This is a genomic window from Autumnicola musiva, from assembly GCF_031846585.1.
Classification (GTDB): Bacteria; Bacteroidota; Bacteroidia; order Flavobacteriales; family Flavobacteriaceae; genus Autumnicola; species Autumnicola musiva.
Window position 1 is genome coordinate 181839 of sequence record NZ_JAVRHK010000007.1, and the last position, 22344, is coordinate 204182.

At 38.6% G+C, this 22344-nt stretch carries 17 protein-coding genes, 1 tRNA gene and 3 pseudogenes; 2 read left to right on the forward strand and 19 right to left on the reverse strand.

Annotated elements, in window-relative coordinates; genetic code table 11:
- Window positions 1-17: 17 nt before the first annotated feature.
- The 8 genes from RM539_RS11405 to RM539_RS11440 form a co-directional block, all read right to left on the reverse strand.
- On the reverse strand, window positions 18-1166 hold the full coding sequence (locus RM539_RS11405) for an N-acetylglucosamine-6-phosphate deacetylase (RefSeq protein ID WP_311503525.1): 1149 nt from the start codon (window positions 1164-1166) through the stop codon (window positions 18-20).
- Window positions 1167-1171: 5 nt separating this feature from the next.
- The gene (locus tag RM539_RS11410) at window positions 1172-2644 is read right to left on the reverse strand and encodes a sodium:solute symporter family protein (RefSeq protein ID WP_311503526.1); all 1473 of its coding nucleotides are present in this window, start codon (window positions 2642-2644) and stop codon (window positions 1172-1174) included.
- 83 nt (window positions 2645-2727) lie between these two features.
- A complete protein-coding gene (locus RM539_RS11415) occupies window positions 2728-4296 on the reverse strand; it encodes a family 20 glycosylhydrolase (protein WP_311503527.1) in 1569 nt (522 codons plus the stop codon).
- A gap of 99 nt (window positions 4297-4395) precedes the next feature.
- Window positions 4396-5193 (reverse strand): 6-phosphogluconolactonase, encoded by a 798-nt coding sequence (locus RM539_RS11420; protein WP_311503528.1) that lies wholly within the window; start codon window positions 5191-5193, stop codon window positions 4396-4398.
- Window positions 5194-5318: 125 nt separating this feature from the next.
- On the reverse strand, window positions 5319-6083 hold the full coding sequence (locus RM539_RS11425) for a glycoside hydrolase family 16 protein (RefSeq protein WP_311503529.1): 765 nt from the start codon (window positions 6081-6083) through the stop codon (window positions 5319-5321).
- A 12-nt stretch (window positions 6084-6095) separates the two neighbouring features.
- A complete protein-coding gene (locus tag RM539_RS11430; protein WP_311503530.1) occupies window positions 6096-7538 on the reverse strand; it encodes a CBM96 family carbohydrate-binding protein in 1443 nt (480 codons plus the stop codon).
- Between the two features lie 31 nt (window positions 7539-7569).
- Complete coding sequence (locus RM539_RS11435; RefSeq protein WP_311503531.1) at window positions 7570-8937, reverse strand: RagB/SusD family nutrient uptake outer membrane protein; 1368 nt, start codon at window positions 8935-8937, stop codon at window positions 7570-7572.
- A 15-nt stretch (window positions 8938-8952) separates the two neighbouring features.
- Window positions 8953-12045, reverse strand: a complete 3093-nt coding sequence (locus RM539_RS11440; RefSeq protein ID WP_311503532.1) for a SusC/RagA family TonB-linked outer membrane protein — start codon at window positions 12043-12045, stop codon at window positions 8953-8955.
- Between the two features lie 248 nt (window positions 12046-12293).
- Between RM539_RS11440 and RM539_RS11445 the strand changes: the two genes are divergently transcribed.
- Window positions 12294-13328, forward strand: coding sequence for a LacI family DNA-binding transcriptional regulator (locus tag RM539_RS11445; protein WP_311503533.1), 1035 nt, complete (start codon window positions 12294-12296; stop codon window positions 13326-13328).
- A 40-nt stretch (window positions 13329-13368) separates the two neighbouring features.
- Here RM539_RS11445 and RM539_RS11450 read toward each other — a convergent pair.
- A pseudogene (locus tag RM539_RS11450) lies at window positions 13369-13882 on the reverse strand (IS1595 family transposase); the annotation flags it as partial.
- A gap of 234 nt (window positions 13883-14116) precedes the next feature.
- Between RM539_RS11450 and RM539_RS11455 the strand changes: the two are divergent.
- Window positions 14117-14239 (forward strand): hypothetical protein, encoded by a 123-nt coding sequence (locus tag RM539_RS11455; RefSeq protein ID WP_311503534.1) that lies wholly within the window; start codon window positions 14117-14119, stop codon window positions 14237-14239.
- A gap of 239 nt (window positions 14240-14478) precedes the next feature.
- Here the strand turns inward: RM539_RS11455 and RM539_RS11460 are convergent, their stop codons facing one another.
- From RM539_RS11460 to RM539_RS11500, 10 genes and pseudogenes are all read right to left on the reverse strand, one after another.
- Window positions 14479-15027 carry an MFS transporter gene (locus RM539_RS11460; RefSeq protein WP_311503535.1) on the reverse strand — a complete coding sequence of 183 codons (549 nt, stop codon included), beginning with the start codon at window positions 15025-15027 and terminating at the stop codon, window positions 14479-14481.
- 76 nt (window positions 15028-15103) lie between these two features.
- Window positions 15104-15769 (reverse strand): MFS transporter, encoded by a 666-nt coding sequence (locus tag RM539_RS11465; RefSeq protein WP_311503536.1) that lies wholly within the window; start codon window positions 15767-15769, stop codon window positions 15104-15106.
- Window positions 15770-15787: 18 nt separating this feature from the next.
- A complete protein-coding gene (locus RM539_RS11470) occupies window positions 15788-16663 on the reverse strand; it encodes an ROK family protein (RefSeq protein WP_311503537.1) in 876 nt (291 codons plus the stop codon).
- Window positions 16664-16918: 255 nt separating this feature from the next.
- Window positions 16919-17685 (reverse strand): annotated as a pseudogene (gene mobB, locus RM539_RS11475) (MobB family relaxase); the annotation flags it as partial.
- Window positions 17686-17695: 10 nt separating this feature from the next.
- Window positions 17696-18085, reverse strand: a complete 390-nt coding sequence (locus RM539_RS11480; RefSeq protein ID WP_311503538.1) for a BfmA/BtgA family mobilization protein — start codon at window positions 18083-18085, stop codon at window positions 17696-17698.
- 317 nt (window positions 18086-18402) lie between these two features.
- Window positions 18403-18621 (reverse strand): annotated as a pseudogene (locus tag RM539_RS11485) (single-stranded DNA-binding protein); the annotation flags it as partial.
- A 1257-nt stretch (window positions 18622-19878) separates the two neighbouring features.
- Window positions 19879-20442, reverse strand: a complete 564-nt coding sequence (locus RM539_RS11490; protein WP_311503539.1) for a site-specific integrase — start codon at window positions 20440-20442, stop codon at window positions 19879-19881.
- Between the two features lie 5 nt (window positions 20443-20447).
- A complete protein-coding gene (locus tag RM539_RS20115; protein WP_432264627.1) occupies window positions 20448-20723 on the reverse strand; it encodes a phage integrase SAM-like domain-containing protein in 276 nt (91 codons plus the stop codon).
- Window positions 20724-20835: 112 nt separating this feature from the next.
- Window positions 20836-20910 (reverse strand) — tRNA-Val (locus tag RM539_RS11495).
- A gap of 229 nt (window positions 20911-21139) precedes the next feature.
- Window positions 21140-22330, reverse strand: coding sequence for a bifunctional folylpolyglutamate synthase/dihydrofolate synthase (locus RM539_RS11500; protein WP_311503557.1), 1191 nt, complete (start codon window positions 22328-22330; stop codon window positions 21140-21142).
- Window positions 22331-22344: the final 14 nt, after the last annotated feature.

Consider the following 22344-nt stretch of genomic DNA (forward strand, 5'->3'; position numbering starts at 1 on the left):
TAAGAATCCAGTTCATTTTATTGTTCTTTAGAAAAAACAGGTCTTCCTGATTTAATGGTTTGTACCAGCTTAATTTCTTTATCCTTTCTCTCGAACAAAATAAGATCAGCTGATTTCCCTTTTTCTATTCTATTTGGAGCAGTCACACTAAGGGCTTCCATGGGCTTTACCGATGCCATTTCCAGCGCATTTTCCAAAGAGGTAATTCCTGAGTTCACCAAATGGTTTACACACCACAAAAGGCTCTGAGCAGAACCTGCTAATAGCTTGGGATTATCTCTAATGTAAAGGCGTCCTGCTTCATTAAGTTCAACCTCTCCTCCTATATGGCTCGTATAGGAACCGGGCTCTAATCCTGCAAAATTAGTAGCATCGCTTACCAGGAGACATTTTTCTGGTTTAACTTTCAGAAACACCTTCAAAACAGACTGAGGCAGGTGAAAGCCATCTGCAATAATAGTGGACCATAAATCATCTGCCGCAAGTTGATCCCAAATATAGTTCGGATGGCGGGGCAAAAGTAGATGTGCTGCATTTCCGAGATGAGTAGACATGGATGCACCGGCATCTATGGCTTCCTGGATCTGTTCAGAATTCGCCGAGGTATGGCCTATGGAAACAGTAACTCCTGATCGTACACAACGCTTAATAAAATCTATAGATCCTGGCCATTCCGGAGTAAGGGTTATTATTCTAATTCTTCCCCCTGCGGCCTCCTGCCACTTACAGAAAAGTTTCCAATCCGGTGCCTTTATGTATTTCAGAGGATGGGCACCTCTGGGACCATCTTCCTCAGAAAGAAAGGGTCCTTCCAGGTGGATTCCACCTATGGATTTATTAATCGTCCTGTTGTTCTCACATGTCGTGGCAATTACTTCTAGACTAGCCAGAATATTCTCATCACTGTTGGTTACAATTGTGGGGAAATATGTGGTGACCCCCTGTTCCCATATTAGGTGAGTTACAGCAATGACATCCGATTCTTTTAATTCTTTCCGATTAAAATTGAATCCTTTGTATCCGTTTATTTGAAGGTCAACCAACCCAGGTGCAATAAAACAGGATCCATTGTAACTGCTTTTTTCAACACTTACAATTTCACCGTTTTCAACCTCTATTTTAATAGGTTCCTTTGTTTTGTAGTCATACCCTTCATAAACTTCCATACAGATCAATGTTTATTGTCGAGATTGAGATGAAGCTCCCTCACCTCAGCAGGTACTTCCTTTTGGTTCAGGAATCCGAGGAGCACAAATAAGAGAAAGGATACAAGAGTAGGTCCGCCTATTTCTAATGCGAGGGATTGGGTTGGAAAAACTTTTAGGAAAATAAATGTTAGTAAGCCTCCAATTATTGAAATTACTGCGGCCGGACCATTACTCCGTTTGAAAATCGGTAAAAGACCCAGGATCATTGGTATGGAGATAGGTCCAAGTAAGGCTGCGAACCAGGTGATCAATAGCCCAAAAACACCACCGAAATGAGTTGCATTTAAGGCAGTAAGAATGGTTAATGCAGTAAAGCAAAAGGTCGTTATTCGTGCCATTCTCAGTGCTTTATTACTTGAAAATTTCTTTACGGATGGAAAAACCACTGGAAGGATATCGCGGCTTATAACAGCAGAAACAGTATTAGAATCCGAAGCTGTCATAGAAAGCGTATTTGCGAATAAAGAAGCCAGAACCAGTCCTACTAATCCGGCAGGCAGGAATTCTAAAACCATCATCCCGTAAGACAGGGTTGGATCTGACAGATCTTCAAAAAATAAAGGGGCAGCAAACATAGGGTAAAGCAAAACCAGAGGCCAGACGAAATATAAAAGAGAAGAAAGAACCGCAGCTTTCCTGGCAACCTTTCCGGAAGAGGAACTTATAAATCGCGTAGCCAGGTTCCAGGTTCCTCCGCTGTAACTAAAGAAATTTATCACTAGCATGACCAAGGCAAACATGATAGTATAAGGATCATTAAAGAAATCGGAATTTCCTTCCGGCAGTTGTTCCCACATACTGAAGATCCCACTAAAGCCATCTTCAAGCTGCATCATGATCATTACGAACATTGTAATTCCTGCAACAATCTGTACCAGAAACTGGGCAAAGTCATTCCAAACATCTGCCCATAGGCCTCCAATAGTTATATAGATAAGGGAGACAGTGCCAACAAGAACAATTCCGAAAGTAATACTGGCACCGCTAAAAACATTTAGCAGGACTGCTATGGCCGCAAGCTTACCTCCAGTATCAAAGACTTTAATTATGGCCCCTGCCCAGGCGATCAGCTGTTGGGTCGGCAGATTATATCTTATGAGGAGGTATTCTGTCGGAGATTGAATACCCGAATAAATCCTTAACCTGGCCCATCTTGGCGCAATGAAGAATCCTGCAATCATCGTTGCTATTCCCACTGTAAATGCCCACCAGACATAAAGGGTGAATCCGTGGGTATAAGCAATTCCGGCATAGGCTACAAACACAGCCCCACTATAACCTGAAACGTGGTGAGAAACACCCGATAACCACCACGGCAGCTTTCCTCCAGCCGTATAGAAATCGGCAGAGTTCTTTACCCGATAATACGCCCACAGGCCAATGGCCAAAAGCATGAGAAAATATAACGATAATACAATCCAGTCTGAAAGTTGCATTAATTAGGTTGTGTTGTTAAAATTATTTCCTGAGGATCCAATCCTTGTGTTAATTTCAACAGGTTCTGGGCACCTGAGATACTTTATTTTACCCCTTTAAGTTTTGAAAGGCGGCTGTAGAGTACTTCCACAGGCTGAATCCTGATTTCATTCTGATCTTTTATTTCAGCATCGTAAAGAAAGTCCTGATGCAGCTCCGCAAAACGTTCATTTAATTCCCCTGCCTCCTCGAATATCTCATCCAGTTTGGTCAATAGCTCCTGAGAATCTTCTCTCTCATAGTCTTTAGAATTATATTCAGCCTCTACTTCTTTGAATTTCAGATAATGCATCCTCAGATCGGCCATGAGTTTAAAATGAGCAAATTCCTCCAAGTTAGTTTTAGGTTTAAGTTTATACAACATTTCCCTAGCCTCACCGTAGGAATTTCTGATCTCCGAAATACTTTCGCTTCTGGCAGGTTTACCGTTCTGGATCAGTTCAGGACGAACTGATAAAAATTGCCAAAGTTTTTTTCCTTCTTCTTTTGTAAGACCAAACCTATGCTGGGCGTAATTCACAACAAAAGCTTCAGGATCCAGTGGTTCTTCCTGATCCAGTGCCTGTGCAAAGGCTGCGATCAAAATACGGAAACCTGCCATTGGATAAGTATTTCTTATTTGTTCCATGTCTATGACATGATCTCCCACATCCCAGGTAAATCCATAAACTCCCGAAGTTGACCAGGAGGTCATGATCATTCCCTCATATCCCGCTTCTCTGGCATATGGAACAAAATCCTTCTGATTTCTGAAATGTGTAGTCCAATTCGTCATGTACCAGTTATCTGGATGACTCCGAATAGAAGGGGCACCCCAGAAAGTAAATCCTTCTTTTTGAAGGGCTGAAACATCCCCGAAGTGATTAACCTTCCAGCCATAGTTCCAATCAACAAAAATTGTCTCCTCTGGTAATTCTCCGGCTGCTTCTGGATATTTCAGGATAATATCAGCCCACATTACTGGTTTTTTCCCTAGGTCTATGACTATTTCGGTGATCATTTTCATGTGGTCCACAAAGAGCTTTGACTTTCCCTGCTCTGCCACTTTCTTAGAACATTTCTCGCAATGCCCAAGAAGATAAGTTTCGTCTCCCCCAATATGTATATAATCGGAATTATGAACTTCGGCCATATCCGAAAATAGATCTGTATAGAGTTTTCTGGCTTCCACTGTTTCCATAGGACATAACTGGGAAATGTCTTTCCTATCCTCTTTTAAAACACTATACCGCGGATTTCTGAGAATATACTCTACATGCCCCAGACTCTGTTGTAAGGGAATGATCTCAATCCCAAGGCTCTCACAGTAGGAAATAAAATCTATCACTTCTTCTCTACTATAGGAGAATTCATTAGAGATAACTGGATGCTCCTTAAAAGGATAGGTTCCTTCCCATTCCACCACAAGGGTATTCATGCCGAATTCGGCGAGTTCATCTGCAAAATTTCGTAAAGCTTGTGGAGTCATTACCTGAATCCGTAAATCGACATGGAATCCTTTCCTTTTGAAATCTTCACTTATTGAAGGTAATGGAGCCTGTGCTCCACCCAAGAACGGTATATTCATAGCCAAAACGACTATAAATAATTTGAAAATCTTTTTATTGCTCATTCTATTGGTATTTTCGTTTAGTTAAGGATTTTTCCAGATTTCTTATTAAGAAACCAGGTGTTTCGAGGATGCCCTTCACCTTTTCACCAGTTGAATTTTCTAATATTTTGCTCCTGTTATTCTCTGCGCACTGCTTTCATCAAAGGAAATTGCTCCAAAAGCTTCTTCATCAAAAAAGAACTCACAATTCGGATGTTCCGTAAGTATAGATGCAGGGCACGAGGTGGCGATAGGCCCCGTAAGTGCATTTTCTACTGCTTCCGATTTATTTTCTCCCAGCACCACACAAAACAGGTGCTCCCCTTTCATGAGAGTAGGAATGGTTAAGGTAAGTGCCTTTTCGGGTACTTTTTCTAAAGAATCGAAAAGTCCTTCATTCACCTGTTGCAAACGACAGGCTTCGTCTAATTCAACTACTTTAATGATATCCGGGTCATTGAAATCAGCTACAGGAGGGTCGTTAAAAGCAATATGCCCGTTCTCTCCTATCCCTAAACATACGATGTCTATAGTACCATCATTAATCAGATCTGTAAATCTTCCAATTTCTTCCTGAGATTTTTCTTCACTATTGATGGTGAATCGTTCTTTAAGATCCACTTTAGAAAAAAGTCTCTTCTCTAAATAGGTCGCGAACAATTGAGGCGAATCCTTTGGCAATCCAATATATTCATCCATATTAAATGCAATTATTTTATGCCAATTAATTGTGGATGAGTGCACCAAATAATCCAACATCCCATCTTGAGAAGGGGCTGCAGCAAATATCATCCTAATCGTTTCTTTTTCTTCTTGTAGCTTTTCAATGCATTTTTCTACAGCTCTGCCCGCAGCCATTGCTGTCGATTCTCTATCCACGAAGACATGAACATTCTCCGGAAAATTAGCAATTTTCATTTCTTTCTTCTTTATTATATAATTTTTAAATTCAGAGATTAATTTCAGGAAATAGAACCCCTCCTCGAGCTTTACTCTTTTTTCAATGAGAAGATTTATTTCTAAGAACCGCCTATGTATCCTGATTAATAAATTTCGACCCGGTCTATAACCATTTCAGCCTCTTCAAGATCTGAAGGAGCATTTCCCCTGAAGAGCCATAGATTTATCTTAAGCCTTTCATCAACGTCCGGAGGAATATTATCTCCTGTATATCTCCATTCATGAATAATATCCTCCTCTTCCGGATCTAATGTATGTCCTCTGTAACTCGCAAATTCAATAAATGACTCCTGCCAGTCAAACCAATGTGTAGAAAAAGACCCCTCCAGGTTTAGATCATAGCGCACTTTATTGTTAGGTAAATAAGAAGGTTGTACTGCAAATTGTGAATCTTCATTATTCGGATCAGACCATCGTGAAAATTCGATATCAATCTCTTCTTCGTCATTTTTATAAGTAAATAAACCGGCTACCACATTAGGATCCAGTTGGTCGACCCGACTTGCTACATAAAACACATATTTATTATGTCCATAGTTTTTCCGCAAAGTTATACCAGAGCAGAACCAATTACCTCCTTTTTGTACGATCTTTAGATGTAACCGGCCCTGATCATCCACCCACACATTTTCTTCTGAATCAGAAAAAAGGTTGGGTCCTGGTCCTACAAAATTTTCTCCTGAAGTTCGAACTACCCATTCAAAACCAGAAAACTCAATAATTCTGGTCGTTGGCTCCTTTTCTTCTTCCCCCTCATTTTCCTGGCTACTACATGATTGCACTGTTAAATAAAGAAATAGAACAAGGCTCAATCTGAGCATTCTCTTGGGACTGCAACTGATCTTCATTAAATTATATAATTAATTAATAGTTATAGAAACATCAAAGGGTTCCACCCTGGAGCCGGCTCTATCTCTGGCAGAAAGAACAAAATTATCACTGCCTCCGCCATTATTGATGTATAGGATGTTCATAACATCGATATCATTCTGGGTAAAACTGGCACCTTCTTCAAGAATTGTCGCTCCCGTTAGAAGCCAGCCATTGGTCGGCACCTCTTCAACTGTATAGATAATATCCGCTACCGGAGCTCCGGAAATTTCCAGAATACTGTTATCAAGAGCGAAAACATCACCCTCATTCACAGTAAAACCGGAATTTGTTTCAAACACCAAGTTACTTTCCCCTGAGGCCAGTGTTGCTATGAGCATTGGAGCAGGCAGAGTTGTATTCTCCTTCGAGGCAAACTCATCCGTCTCATCTCCTCCGGCTGTCTGATCCAACATGAAGGACGCCTTACCTAACCCTTCTAAATCCAAGTAATAATCGGTGAGATCAAATTCAAATGTTGACATTTTCGAAGTTACGATACTGGCAATAGGTTCAGGGCCAGCCGCGGGAGCGTTGTCCCAGGTCAACCCCATTTCATTCCATAAAGTATCCGAAACGGAATGAACATAGAAGTCCAAACCTTTTCCATGGGTAAATCTTACAGCCAATTCCAGCTTCAAGTCCGTTATTACACCCTCTTTGTCAAATTCGCTGAGGTCAAACATCAGGTATGCCTTGCGATCATAAGGACCTTCACCAGTTACATTTTTAACCTTCAATAGTTGATCACTACCATAGTTATTTCCCGATAGGTTCCCTCCATTAACAAAAGCATCATGTAATGGATAAATTGTGTCCTTCTCAGCTACATAGTCAGGGACCCCGGTATCAACTTGTAAAGCTGAAAAATATACAATAGAAGAGGTTACGTGAACAGCGCCATTTTCGACCTCTAAATTAGAGGTGGTAATTGTCCATTGATTACTTGTCCCTTCATTTATCAGCCCCCGAAAATTACTGTCATGAGACAAATACATCACCTGTCCGTTTCCCGTTTCATAAGCAATAGGATTATTGGCTTCAAAAAGATCCGGATCGTTAAAGGAAACCTTTCCGTTTACAATGCTGTACTTTATGCTGTTCCGCAAGATTGGCCGAGGAATTTCTTCTAAGCTGGCATAACCATTATCGGACAAATAATTCTCAAAGGCACTATTATTTGGCGCTATAAACGTTCTTGAGGAATCTTCTTGATAAAAACTCTCAAGTCCAGTTAATCTTATAGCTTCTTCATACATTGCCAACGAATCATGGTTTTGAATAAACTCCCAAGCCGTTAATTCCGAGATATCTTCAGGATTACTTTTGGTATATTCAAAACTCTCTTGTATCTCACAACTACTCAAAAAGCTTAAACAACAGATGGCCATAATGAGATGTGAAAAATGTCTTATTTTATTATTTTTTTTCATCTTAATTTATTTTAACGGAAGACTCTCTATTCTATCTGTAAAAGAGATTCTGTTCCAGGTTAGGATTTCTATTAAACGCATCTTCATGTATAGGCCACACCAGGTTTCCTTCGTCACTTAATCCGTTTATAGGATTCATTACATCTATGGCTCTTCCTGTCCTTACCAAATCAAACCATCGGTGACCTTCAAAGGAGAGTTCAATAAGTCTTTCATGTAATATAGCAGATTCTAAATCACCGTAAAGGTTCACAGCCTCCTGTTCGTCTATTTCAGGCAAGCCGGCTCTTTCCCGAATTCGGTTTAACAATTGCAGAGCCTCCGCTGTTTCACCAAGCGCATTGTGTGCTTCGGCTTTCAATAAAATAATATCTGCTAATCTTAAAAGTACAATATTATTTCCTGAAGGGTCTGGACTTTCATCATTAAAGCCTTCTCCAAAAAATTTCCATATTTTTCGTGGTTCTTCTTCAGTAACATCATAAATTAGAGTTTCCCTTAGATCTCCCTCCTCGAAAGAGTTCCTAAAAGATTCACTTGGGAAATAATGACTATCCGACCCTAAGGCATAAAGAACTCTCAGAGAATTGGTCTGAGTTTCATTATACCCCACTTCAAAAATAGTTTCATTAGAATAACCGGAAGAGAAAATATTATTCCAATTAGTTATTGAGACTAGAGAATATAGATCATTATTCATAACTCTTTCTGCTGACGCAATTGCATCACCGTATTTTTGTCTCCACATATATACATGGGTCAATAGTGCATCTGCGCCTCCTTGAGTAAAAAGAATTCTATCACCGTCACCTCCATTACTTTCCCTAGCATTTTCTGAAGCATAGATTAAATCTGCCTCAATCTGATCTAGAACCATTTCTTTACCTGTTCTTTCCACAAAGAAATCCTGTTCCACACTTTCGTAAGGCTCTGTTATTAAAGGGACATCTCCCCATACTCTCACGGCATAGAAGTAGGACAACGCACGTAAGGCACGGGCTTGCCCAATTAATTGCCGACTAAAATCATTTTCTTCTTCAAAAACTGATGGAATATATTTTATGGCATAATTAGCGCGGCTGATCACTTCATATAAATTATTCCAACTGGCTGAATTGATCGTCTGGGTAAGATTGTTTTGTTTAAGGGCCAAAGGATCACCCGAATGTCTTGTATCAACAGCATCAGCTCTTCCTTCTCCCCAAAAGGAGAAATTTATACGCATAGCAGATTGTAGTGCATCATAGATTCCATTTACTCCTGCTCTTGCATCCGCTGTCGTTTTATAGAAACCCTGGGCAGAAAAACTGCTCTGTGGATCTTTCTCTAAGATTTCTTCCGAGCAGGAATATGCTTGAAACAAAATCAATACAACAATGAACTTTTTTATATTTTTCATAGTTCTCATATTTTTTTAAAATCCAAAATTTAATCCAAAAATGACTGTACGGCTTTGAGGGAAGGAACCCTCATCAACTCCAGCTCTTAATCCGCTATAAGAATTAACATCTGGATCATAACCGGTATAATTAGTCCATGTGATCAAGTTCGAGGCAGTGACATATGCCTCAAGGGTATTTAAACCCAAACGTTCGATCAAGCTGGGAGGCACGTTATATTGCAGATTGACATTTTTCAATTTTATATAAGAACCATCTTCAACCCATCGGCTTTGAATTCTACTGTCAGACTGCATAGGATCGTCACGCAACGGTCTGGGAAAATTAGTAACATCTCCCTGATTTCGCCACCGATCCAAAGCATCTGTGGAAAGGTTATTATAACTAACAACGGAATTCCTTTGATGATTGATCTCGCTATATATATCGCCCCCATAAGAATACTGGAAGAATATATTCAGGCTGAAATTTCTATAGTGAAAATCATTAGATATCCCTCCAAAGAAATCAGGCTGTGCATTACCTATAATTTGTCTATCATCTTCATCTATAATATTATCATTGTTCAAGTCATTCCAAATTGGATCCCCTCCTTGAAACTCTCTCCCTAATGCACCGTTAGTCACACCATTCACATTGTCCTCATCACGAGCATAGACTCCTTCAAATTTCCAGCCGTAAAAAATTCCGATAGGCATACCTTCTTGAAGAATATGATATCTCCCGTTCTGTATATATCCATTGGTAAGAAGATTATCCGGAAGATCTACTACTTTATTACGATTTAAACTGACGTTCAGACTGGTATTCCAACGAAATTCTTTATCAATATTGTGACTTGTGAGCAAAAATTCCAACCCTTTATTCTCAATGCTTCCAATATTTTGAGTTATGTAATTAAATCCGGTAGTCCTTGGAATAGGCACATTATAAAGTAAATCATTGGTTTCTTTCAAGTAAGCATCTGCAGTGAAAAGTATTCTATTATTAAACAGAGCAATATCAATTCCTGCATTGTACTGAGTTGTAGTCTCCCATGTTAATCCTGAATTAGGCATAACAGAAGGAGCAGCACCTGACATATCTAAATAATTAGTTCCCACAGAAAACTCTCCTTGAGAAGTATAGTTACCAATGGCTTCATTCCCGGTCTGTCCAACGCTGAAGCGCAACTTACTATCATTCAAGAATTCTAAATCATTCATAAAAAACTCGTCAGAGAACCTCCACCCGGCTGAAGCAGAGGGGAAATATCCAAACCTCTTATCTCTTCCGAACCTGGATGAGCCATCAGCCCTTAAATTAAATTCTAATAAATATCGTTCCATATAATCATAAGAAACTCGTCCGAAGTAAGACAACATAGAATGTTCTGTAGTAATGTTGACCTCTTGATTGGATATCGTCCCTGCTGCATTTAATGTTCTAATATTATCACTCGGGAAAAACATTCCGTCTAATCCTGTTCGTTCATATTTCCAGTTTTGAATACTTAACCCAAGTAGAGATGAAAAATTATGATCCCCAAACTGCCGGTCATATGTAATATAATTCTCATTAGCCCATGTTAAATTATTTATCGAACGCACTGCTCCTTCATTGTATCCTTCACGATAATCAAGAGTTGATGGAAAAAACTCATCCTCTTTCATGGAAAGATAATCGAGACTAACATTAGTTCTAAACCTCAGACCTTCTATGATATCATATTCGAGGTATTGGTTACCAATTACCCTATTAGTCTTATTTATATGTGTTGCCTGTTCTGCAAGTCCAACAGGATTCCTCCTTCCCCATTGATATCCATTTAGAGATCCATCTGGCAAATACATAGAATAGGAAGGTGGGCGAACAAGCAACTCTCTTACCAGACTGGTATTACCTGTTCCCGCAGCATTTATTCTATTATTAACACCATTAGTATAAGAAATACTTTGTCCGACTGTAACTTTTTCTGATATATCGAAATCAACATTAAGCCTGGATGTTACCCTTTGATAATTAGATGCTAAAATAATTCCATCCTGATCCAGGAAGGAAGAACTCCATGCATATCTCATATTTTCTGAACCACCGTTTACAGACAAATCAACCTTGTACTGGGGTGCTATCTGATACAGTTCTTCTTGCCAATCGATATCTCCATTATTTCTAGGGTTCAAGGAATCAATTACAGCCCAGGTGACTTCTATCGGATTTTCCATATTCCTATAGGAATCAACTATAACCTCCCGATATTGACTAGCATTTAAAACGCTTAATTTTCTAGTAATCTCACTTACCCCTGTGCTCACATTTAGATTTACTCTAGCTGCCCCCGCCGAACCTCGTTTTGTTGTAATCATGACAACTCCGTTTGCAGCCCTGGATCCATATATAGCTGTTGATGCTGCATCCTTCAAAATTTCTATCGACTCTATATCCCCTGGATTTATTGCTGCCAAGGGATTTAGACCATGGTTCTCAGAGCCATTTAATGTCGAGAGCTCGCTTGATTCAATCGGTACACCATCAATAACATAAAGAGGAGTATTTCCTGAGTTTAATGAAGAATTTCCTCTTACCCGTATTGTCATTCCGCCACCAGGAGCACCAGAATTAGAAATTACCTGAACACCCGCAGCTCTTCCCTGCAAAATTGAAACTGGATCATTAAGAGCCGATTGACTAATTTCCTCGCTATCAATAGAAGCAATAGATCCTGTCAAATTCCTCTTTTTCTTTTTCCCGTACCCAACTATTACTAATTCCTCTAATGCATTTGTAGCAGGTTCCATAGCCAAATTTATTTCAGTTTCTCCCTCAACCGCAACTTCCTTAGTCTCAAAACCTAAGAAAGAAAATACCAGTACATCATCTGGTGAAGCATTATGAATGACATAGTCACCATTAAAACCAGAAGACACACCATTAGAAGTTCCTTTTACAATTACATTAACGCCCATTAGAGGTTCCCCACTATTACCATCTATTATTTTTCCAGAAACCGTTTTCTCTTGAGCAAACATGTTTATTACAAAGAACATTAGTAAAAAAGTGATGTTTAACTTTGAGGAAAGCCTGAGCCTGAAATCTATAAAGGATAACAAACAATTTTTTTCGTTCATAATTTATTATTAATTAGTTTATAAATAGCGTTAAAACAAACTTAAAACCAAATCTAAAACAAACTTACATTAAATGCAAACGTTTGCATAAGTTTTCCGGAATTATTTATAATGAACCACGATTTTCACCAATTTATAATTAAATTTGGTGAAAATTTATAATATATAACTCCAGGCCTAGCTTGAACACAAAAAATATGAACACTCATTAGCTCTCTTTTTAATGCAAACGTTTGTCCTATAATGATATGAAAAAACGAAGAATTACCTTAAAAGACCTAGCTAATGAACTAAATTTAGCTCCATCCACCATTTCCCGTGCGATTGCCAATCATCCGGCTATTAGTGAGGCCACCAAAAAAATTGTGAATCAAAAAGCTAAAGAACTAGGCTTCATTCCCAACTCAATTGCTTCAAGCTTTAGAAAGAAAAAAACAACCTCTTTAGGCATCATAGTTCCACGAATTGACATTCATTTTCATTCACTCGTCATTAGTGGAATAGAAGAATTTGCCTATAAAGCTAGTTACAACGTTACAATATTTCAATCAAAAGATTCATTAGATCGGGAACTCGAAATTGTAAGAATCCTCCAAACAAAAATGGTGGATGGAATTATAGCCTGTTTAAGTCTAGAAACCGACAATTATGAACATTTTAAAAAGCTAGAAGTTCCTGTTGTCTTTTACGACAGGGTTCCGGAAAATTATGAGGCCAGTAAGGTAGTTATTAATGACTTTGAATCAGCTATTAAGGCCACCGAACACCTTATATCGATTGGCTGCAAAAGAATTGCTCATATTGCTGGAAATCCAGCAACCAGCATTTTCAAAGCTAGGTTAGAAGGGTACAAAGCAGCCTTAACAAAGAATAATTTACCTATAAAACATAACTTGATTGAATATACTAAAGAACTTAGCTATGAAGAAGGAGTTAAGTGTGCAAAAAGATTTCTCAAACTGCAAGGGAAGCCTGATGGAATATTCTGTGCTAATGACTATACTGCCGTAAGTGCGTTACAGGTATTCAAAAAAGCTAATTATGAAATTCCAAAAGATGTAGCAGTTATAGGTTTTAGTAATTATCCAATATCCAAAATTATCGAACCTAAAATAACTACTGTAAATGACAGGGCGTTCGAAATGGGACAGGCTGCAGCGAATTTATTAATTCGTCAAATAGAAGAAAAAAATGAAATTATTTCTTCAGAAACTATAGTCTTGGAGACACAATTAATTATACGCAAATCAACTAAAAAAAATATTCACACCAATACACCTTAAGCACCTTCCCTTTGAAAAAAGATTGACTCCTTTTCACCGTTTAGTTACTAGATCGTGAAAAATTGCAACCTTTGCTTTGGGCGCGACTGAACCCATTACAAAATTCATTAAATATCTATTGATATCGAAATCATTTACCTAGAAATAGATCGTTCTTGTAGAGCTTTTGAAATTTAAACCCACTGTTGCTGTTGATCTCGTGATATCCTAAACCTTGGTTATGGGACGGCGCCATCTCCATTTATCTGTTTTTATTCTTCGCATCCCGAATAATATGATTGACGAAGATATATGCCGGGATCTGGCGGAAAAATCCTCAATACGCATTGTGTATATCCACTTCACCTTGCCCTCCTCCGTTAAATCAACAGCCGTTATTGCTTTCTTTTTCTTTAGCTTTATAGCTTCTGCCAATTTGTTCTTTCTCCCGTCCACCCAGAACAATTCATCGACGTGGACATTTCTCCCATTGGATGATTGCCACTGCTCGATATGGTCTCCCGTACCTTGTGCATAAACAGACGGGCTGTTTTTCGTATTACCCCAAAACGCACAGAGAATAACTCCAACTTGATCCATGCAAGGTATAGTGGTTGGCACTGGCCTCTATCCTAGTGCCGCCTACATTGAGGAATTTCAGTGACAGCACCCTGCCCTGCCAATAAAAGCACCACCTGATGAAAATCTCTCTGAACCTCTTCTTTAAGCGTTTGCCTCTAAAATCATTGATGGACCCATGGTCGGCCTGCTCTGGCCGCTAAGCTATTACAAAGTGAACGTTCTGCTATATGGCTCGTTCGATTTTTCCGGAAAGAATAGGTTTTTCGCAAACAGACAAAGATAACAACTTCGGAAGCATCCGGGAGGAGGGTGTAACTGGAAGTGCCATCACCTTTGTAGCTCTTTTCTAAAGAAGGGGATATCAATATGATCAATTATTGTGTTTATAACGCGTACCGTATGGTTCTTTGGGACCAGACCATCATATGGCTTTCGCTCTTTATTAAATAGATTTGATAGCACAGTCTCGGATTGGAAAGGCTTTGGGTTCCTCGTTTTTATCATTATCGATTCAACAAAATTACGAAACTTAAAAAGTAAAGGTAACTTCATCATCTAAATTCTATATTGAGGAAATAAAGTATATCAATCATGCCTTTCTGATTTTATACCCCAAAATTGCAAAGTAGAGGATAAAAAGGTAACATGGTAACATTATCCAATAAGCATCCTGTGAATTCCATCTTTCTGCTAGGGCTCCATAAATCAACGGAAGAACTGCACCACCGGCAATTCCCATTACCATTAAAGAAGAGGCTGCTTTTGTAAATCTTCCCAGGTCTGCAAGAGCCATTGGCCAGATTGCGGGCCACATCAAGGAATTCGCCAGTCCCAGTAATGCAACAAAAGCGAGTGAAACGAACCCGCTGGTGACTATGGCAAGTAAAGAAAAAACCACACCTACAACAGCAGAGATCCGCAAAGCATTTTCTTGTTTCATGTATTTTGGAATAGTGATAATGCCTATTATATAACCAATGATCATGGCTATCATTGTTCCGGTTGCAAAATATTTAGCTGTAGTTAAAGCAATACCCTGGGAAGCTCCATAGCTTATAATACTATCTGCTGCAATCACCTCAACTCCTACGTACAGAAAAAGACTTATTACTCCCAGGACCAGATGCGGAAATTCCAAAACACTTTTCTTCCCTGCGTTTGAAGAGGATAAAGTTTCATCTTCTTCTTCGGCTTCTACTTTCGGCAGACTGGATTTATAAACCCACAGGGCAAGAAGTATTAAGACTATTATAATTCCAATATAAGGTGGTAACCCTCATTGCCATAGCGTTAAGTTCTTCATTCCTTTCAGAAAGAGAAAGTCCTGCAACTTCAGATCTTAATTCATCTGCCTTATCCAGTTGCAAAAAAAATCCAATAAGGATAGGGGCCACCGCTCCTGCAAGCTTATTGCATATCCCCATAATACTTATACGCTTTGCAGCACTTTCTGCAGGCCCCACAATGGTTATGTAAGGATTCGAAGCCGTTTGAAGAATCGCTAAACCGCTACCCATAATAAAAAGGCCTAACAGAAAAACAATATACGTTATGAAGATGGCAGCAGGAATAAAAAGCAAAGCTCCAAAAGCCATAATAATTAAAGCCACAGACATTCCTTTTTTAAAGCCTAACCAATTAAGGGTGCGAGTAGAGATGGGTGCCATTACCACGTAGGCAATGTAGAAAGCAAATGTGACAAAATACGATTGAAATTTAGTTAATTCGCAGGCTATTTCCAGGTAAGGTATGAGCAATGAATTTAACCAGGTAACGAAACCGAAGATAAAAAATAGGGCTCCTATAATTATTATTGATCGATTAGAATCTTTCGAAGAACGTCCCGGCTTGGTTTCTACTGTTATCTTTGATTTTGCCATGTGCGGATTGTATTGCTGTTAATTTATTTTTAAATAGGAGGTTTCTTCCGGATTCTTTGACGTCATGAGAGCGGCAGCACCGAGAATTGCAATATTTGAAGTATCTGAAGGTTGAATAACTAATTTTTCAATAACTCTTTTAAAGGGAAAAGAGAGAAGTGACTCATTGAGCGAAGCTTCAAAAAACCTAAACGATTTCCGAACAGAGCCCCCCAGAAAAATTGCTTCCGGGGAAAGTACATTTACTATTATTTTAAGTGCACTTCCCAGATGTTTTCCATATTCCTGAAAAATTTTAACTGCAGTAGGATCTCCTTTTTGAGCCAACATGGAGACTTCATTCCCTCTTAATCCGTACTCATTCAAAAAAAAAATTCCACTGCAGTAATCCTCCACAGTTTTATCCAAATAAGGAACACCTCCAATCTCACCTGCACTTGAAAGCGAGCCAGAATACAGCTTGTTATTAATGATTATACCGGTGCCGAATCCGCTTCCCAGTTTAACTCCAACCATGTTCTTATAAGCACGGCCTTTTCCATAAACCTTTTCACCAAGTGCAAAAACATTTCCGTCATTAGTAATACTGACAGGTCTTCTAAATTCCTTTTCCAGGTGTTGTTTAAGATGTACTTCTTCCCACGAGGGAATGTTCAAAAGATCGTAAATAATTCCTTTCTCCTCATCAACTAATCCAGGCACTCCTATTCCTATTCCATCAAAATTGGAGTCACTTACCTCTTTAATCCCTTTAAATAAATTTGAGATGATCTTTTCTTTGGAAGAATCTGCTGAAGTTGGGATTACAAGCTCATTTATAATTTTTGAATCCTCAATAACACCCATAAGAATTTTTGTTGCACCTATATCAATACCTATTGTTTTACCTTTCATTTATTAAATTTTCAGAGGCTCCGTTTATTTTACCCGCATCAAGACAAAGGATTGCAATTCTTCGAAAATAAAAAAAGTTACTTAAGACAAAGAAGGCGTTTTTTTTTAATATTATCCAAATACTTAAACTAATTTTTTATAAAAGTATTTCGACGATGCAAGATAAATTCGTTGCAGGGGCTGCTTTCTTAAGATCACACTTTTCTAGCGCAGAATATCCACGAGTGAGGCTTCATTAAAACACGCTTCTTCGATCTGATAGCCAAAGGTTTTATCAAAGGTCCTTTCCGCATTTTTAAAGAATTGATCCCTATTAAATCCCCGCTTAACAGATTTACCATTCAAGGTAACTTCAGAAGCTCTATACTTACTTCCCGGAGATAAGCTATATTTATTGGAAGCATCTTTTCTGCTGACGATAATATGGATATGGCTTTGAGGACCATCTTTCTCCATTCCCTGGACGATACGCTTGCCACTTTGTTGGTGTGGAGCTTCTTTTTCAAATTTGGGATCTGCTGTTCACAAGTTTTAATGTTCCCGTCCATTTCTCCACGTTCTATTTTGCGGATCTCGTTTTTAAGCTGCAGAATTTTAGTTGCGAATGGTTGGTTCTCCCGAACTTGTTTATCGTTCCCTTTGAACGTCCGTTGATGTTCTATTTTGGCGTAGTATTTAATATCTTCCAATTGTACGAGTCTGTCATTAATCTCCCGGTTAAAAGAAGCCACATAATCTTTCATCAGTTCCCGGGTATAGCGCTTCAAATCTTCGCTGCTGTTCTGTAGACGGCCTAGTTCGTATTTGGAGGGACTTACGGTAATAGAGTAAAATCGTGGTTTTGTCCTTTCCAGTTTAGCTGTGTTCCTATCAATTTCCCTGATCACCTCCTCTGCAGCAATCTCATCTCCGTACTGGTTAAAAAAGTGCTCCATCTCTTCCTTTTCCAGATAATCGACAAAACCAGCTGAGCTTTGGGAATAATTCCCTCCCATTTTTTGAGGTGTTATTGTGATATACAGGTCCAATAATTTAAAGTTCATTCTTATGGTTTTGCTTTTCCTGAAAACTGACTTCCCGTTTTTCTTTCAGGACTTTCTTTTCTAAAATCAGAGGCTTCTTTTTAGGTTCGGCTGCTTCAAAGAGTGATTGCATGAAAGCCAGGGTTGGATTCGCTTTGTTCTTTTCCATATCACGAATAATTGCGATAATAGCATTCAACCGCTTCTTTATAGATTGTTCAATCGTCCTTCCGGTAGGACCGAGTTTTTCCTTCGGGGAAAGTTCGTTGTAGAGGAAAAAGTCGAGCATGCAAGTCATTGCTTCCGTGTGCGTCTTGAAGTGCCTTTTGGAAAATTCCTGAAAGCGTTTGGCAGTTTCACGCTTAAACCTGATGGTGATGAAGGTGCCCGTTTTTTTCATTTTCGATGCTTTTGACGTAAATCCACCACTATTTACAAGGGCTGCAAAGGCATTTGACGCAAATTGTAGAAATTGATGAAAGTACTGATTTATAAATATTTATAAATCGGTAATTTATAATCAAAAAGGAATGCGAAACGGGGCTCTGCCCGTTATCCTCTTGCTATTCCATTTCGTCCGCCCCAGCGGACAAAATTTTTATACAATCTGGCTAAAGCCAATTGCAAATTTTGAGGATCAAAAATCCTCGGTCGTAAATTATAGATGGATATAGTTACCAGCGAAAGTCAAAAAATAGGATAACTATAAAATTTAATTCCTTTTGTAGCATACTTTTCGATGATTTCTGCAGTTCTTCCCCATGCCACAATGTTGTGCCATTGAGTTTCCTGCACCTTCTCCCCTTTTGAGTTTTTATAATACTCATTGGTGGCAAGTGAAAAATTTGCTACTTTCCTGCCGCTTTTAAGGGTGGTAATGGTTGGATCCTGCCCAACATTTCCGATTAACTGTACGTGATTTCTAATAGTACTCATAATAAAAGTATTTAAGGTCTGCCTTATGGACAGACGAGGTTAATAATGATTCTCCGAACTCTTCGAACATTTAAAACAGGTTTACTTATTGTATCCTGAGCGTTTTCCTCTTTTTGTTTTTTAGTTGCGCTTCCTTTTTGGATGTTTTGATATGATTTCATGATATTCATTTTAGATTTACTTCCCGTATTGCCTTCGCTGTTACCTTTTTTTGTTGCTGATACAGTTTTCAACATTTGAAATTGATTAGGACTTATAAAAAGGAGGTACGACTGGCTTATGCAGTCCGTCAACTTTCAAATGTTGGTATTTTTGCTTTCAAAAAAAGGGAAGGGACAGCGGAGGTACGGAAGTAGTTCTAAAGACTTACTGAAATCCAAAACACAGGAAGCGGAACTAAATGCAACTATGGAATTCCGATTCGGCGGACTCCATACCCAATTTTGGATTGGAATGCAGTGTCTCGTTCCGGTGAAGCGGATCGAGTTAACGAAATGAAGAGGAAAAATTGGGTATGGTGTCCAAGACATTTTCAGTGAAGCTCTTTCTCCGCAATGAAGCTTTTTCTGCGGAATGGAGCGGGAATGTGCTGAACGTAATTTATTGTCAACTCATTTAGGACGGGACATAGTATAAAAATAGGTTGAATTAAAATCAATTCCTTTTTTGGTTAATTCTTCAACAAAAAAGTTTATATTGAAGCGTTAAACGTACTACCAGAACAAGTGAACTTATCACAACTTTTTTAGTAATGGTAGTACGTTCTTCTGTAGCGGGCGCCCCATCTCCTTGAATAGCAAAAGTTGATTTTCCATCTCTTCCTTTCCTTGAAATAACCGATTAAAACTTGAATTTTCGATCTTTATCCTTACAAGATATATTTTTATATTGCTTAAAATTCTCACACAAAGCTATGAATTGCAGGAACTAGTCCCTTAACAACCTCATTATCTCCCTCTGAAGGAGTAGCAAATCAACTTAATGAAATTAAAAAACACCGAAGAACATTTCAAAATTATTATAATTAGACCCCATTCTGACTGCGGAAAAAAAATTCCAATGTTTTACTAAACGGAAGGTTGTATAGATTTTATAAGGAATTCAAGCAGGGTTTATTTTACAACCTCATTCTCTCAGCTCTGCACATAGGTTAGCAGCTAAGTTTTGCACTACTTACATCACTAAGAATCCAATCCTAAACTCTTTCAAATTTTAATCATTTTCAATTACTTCAACACCTTATTTTCTTAAGCTTGTCTAATTTTCAAGTTTCCTCTCCAAAGTTCTCATATCCTCACTTAATTTACAATCTAATACTCTTGCATAGATTTGAGTAGTAGCCAAACGGGTATGTCCAAGTATTTTAGAGACAGTCTCGATCGGTACTCCATTGTTTAAGGTAACTGTGGTAGCAAAAGTATGACGAGCCATATTGAGCTTTTGATTAGAGATACTTGGCAGCAATTTTTCAGGATTTCGCCTGGGGTGGTCTTTATACTTCTGAATAATTGCAAGTGCTGGTGCCAGCAAAGGGACCCTGACGGAATTATTCGTTTTCATCCGTTTGGTTACCCAGTAATTCTTATCGATTCCTAGTACCATCTGATCGCTTTTTAGAGCCATCACATCACAGTAAGCGATTCCCGTATAACAACTAAACACAAAAAGATCTTTAACGATCTGGAGGCGCTCAATTGACGAAAAATAATCACGAATGATATTAAGTTCTTCAGCGGATAAAAATTCCCGCTCCTTCTTCTGCATTCTGATTTTGAACTTTGCAAAGGGATATTTCTCGATCCATTCATTGTTAACAGCCATAGTTATCATTTTGCGTACCGTTGGATGTGCTTCATAGCACCATTATAAGTCATTTTATTTTGGTGCCTGGCGGGGTCTATGTTTCTTAAGTAGGTTTCAAATCCGACTATAAAACTATAATCCAAATCTTTAAGACAAAAATCTCTCCTGTTATAAACATCTACTATATAACTAAACAAGTATTTTTGAGTTGTTTTGTAGTGGCTAATGGTGGCTTTACTTAGTAAATGATCGGAATGTTGATTGTGGTACTGAAAAAGATCTTTTAAGGATTTCCGAATTGTAGACCAAAATAATGCAAATCAAACCATATTTTATGAAGGTCCAAAAACCACAAAACCTTGCAAATCAATAAGATATGCAAGGTTTTGTGTTAATTTAATCTCTATTAAGTGGGCGCGAAGGGATTCGAACCCCTGACCCCTTGGGTGTAAACCAAGTGCTCTGAACCAACTGAGCTACGCGCCCTATTTTATTACTTTCAGCTAAAAAACCTGATTACTGAATGCGGATGCAAATATACACTAGTTTTTCAATTCCTCAAAATAAATGATTAAAAAAATTAAACTATTTTTTCTTCATCTTATAATCTGCTCAAAATCAAATATCTTGACCTTATCCTATGTTTATTAGGCATGAATCGAAAAACGAGTTCAAAATTCGAAGTGAGGCTTGAGGAATTTTATCCTCAAAAGGATTAAATCACTTCGGCTACAGTAAAATTACTACCGCCTATAAAAATCAGATCTTCATCCAGGGCTTCTTCTTCCGCGGCAAATAGGGCCTCTTTAACAGAAGTGTAAATTCTGCCTCTCAATTTAAACTTTTCAGCTTCCTCCTGAAGATTCCCGGCATCAAGGCCACGTGGAACGTCTGGTTTGCAGAAATAATATTTTCCATTTTGAGGAAAAAGAGGTAGAATTATGGATAGGTCTTTATCATTTACCACCCCAAGAACAATATGCAAATGCTGAAATTTTTCCTTTTTTAACTGATTCATCACCATCTCAATACCTTCAGCATTATGTGCGGTATCACAGATCACCTTCGGCTTTTCCCGAAGAACATCCCATCTGCCCTGCAGCCCTGTATGAAGTTTCACATTGTTAAGTCCGTTTATCACCGCCTCTTCTGTAATGTTCCACCCTTTCTCCTGAAGTACCTGTATTGTGGTGAGAACTGTTTTCAAATTTTTCTTCTGGTAATCCCCTTTTAGATCGGTATGATAATTGGGAAAATTTAAATCGGAAGCGAAGATAATTTCACTTCCAACTTCTTCCGCTTTTTTGGTGAAAACAGGTGCTGTTTCTGTGTGCTTTTCGCCAATAATAACCGGTGTATCTTTTTTGATGATCCCCGCTTTTTCTGAAGCTATCTCAGCTAAAGTATTGCCAAGGAAAGCGGTATGATCTAGGCCAATATTAGTAATAATGGCTACTTCCGGGGTAATGATATTAGTAGAATCCAGCCGGCCGCCCATTCCTACTTCAATCACAGCAATATCCACCTCCTGCCTTGCAAAATAATCAAATGCCATACCTACTGTCATTTCAAAGAAGGAAAGCTCATACTTCTTCAGAAAATCTTCATTTTCATCTATAAACCTGACCACTTCTTGCTGGCTAATAACTTTGCCGTTAATTTTAATGCGTTCCCTGAAATCCTTTAAATGTGGTGAGGTATAGAGTCCAACTTTATAGCCTGCTTCCTGCATGATGGAAGCCAGCATATGGCTACTGGAACCTTTTCCATTAGTTCCGGCTACATGGATGTATTTAATGTCCTTTTCGGGATTATCCAGGTGTTTGGTAAGGGCTAGTGTTCTACTCAGGTCCTTTTTAAATGCCTGCGCGCCCACCCGTTGGAACATGGGTAACTGCTGAAACATCCAATCAACAGTGT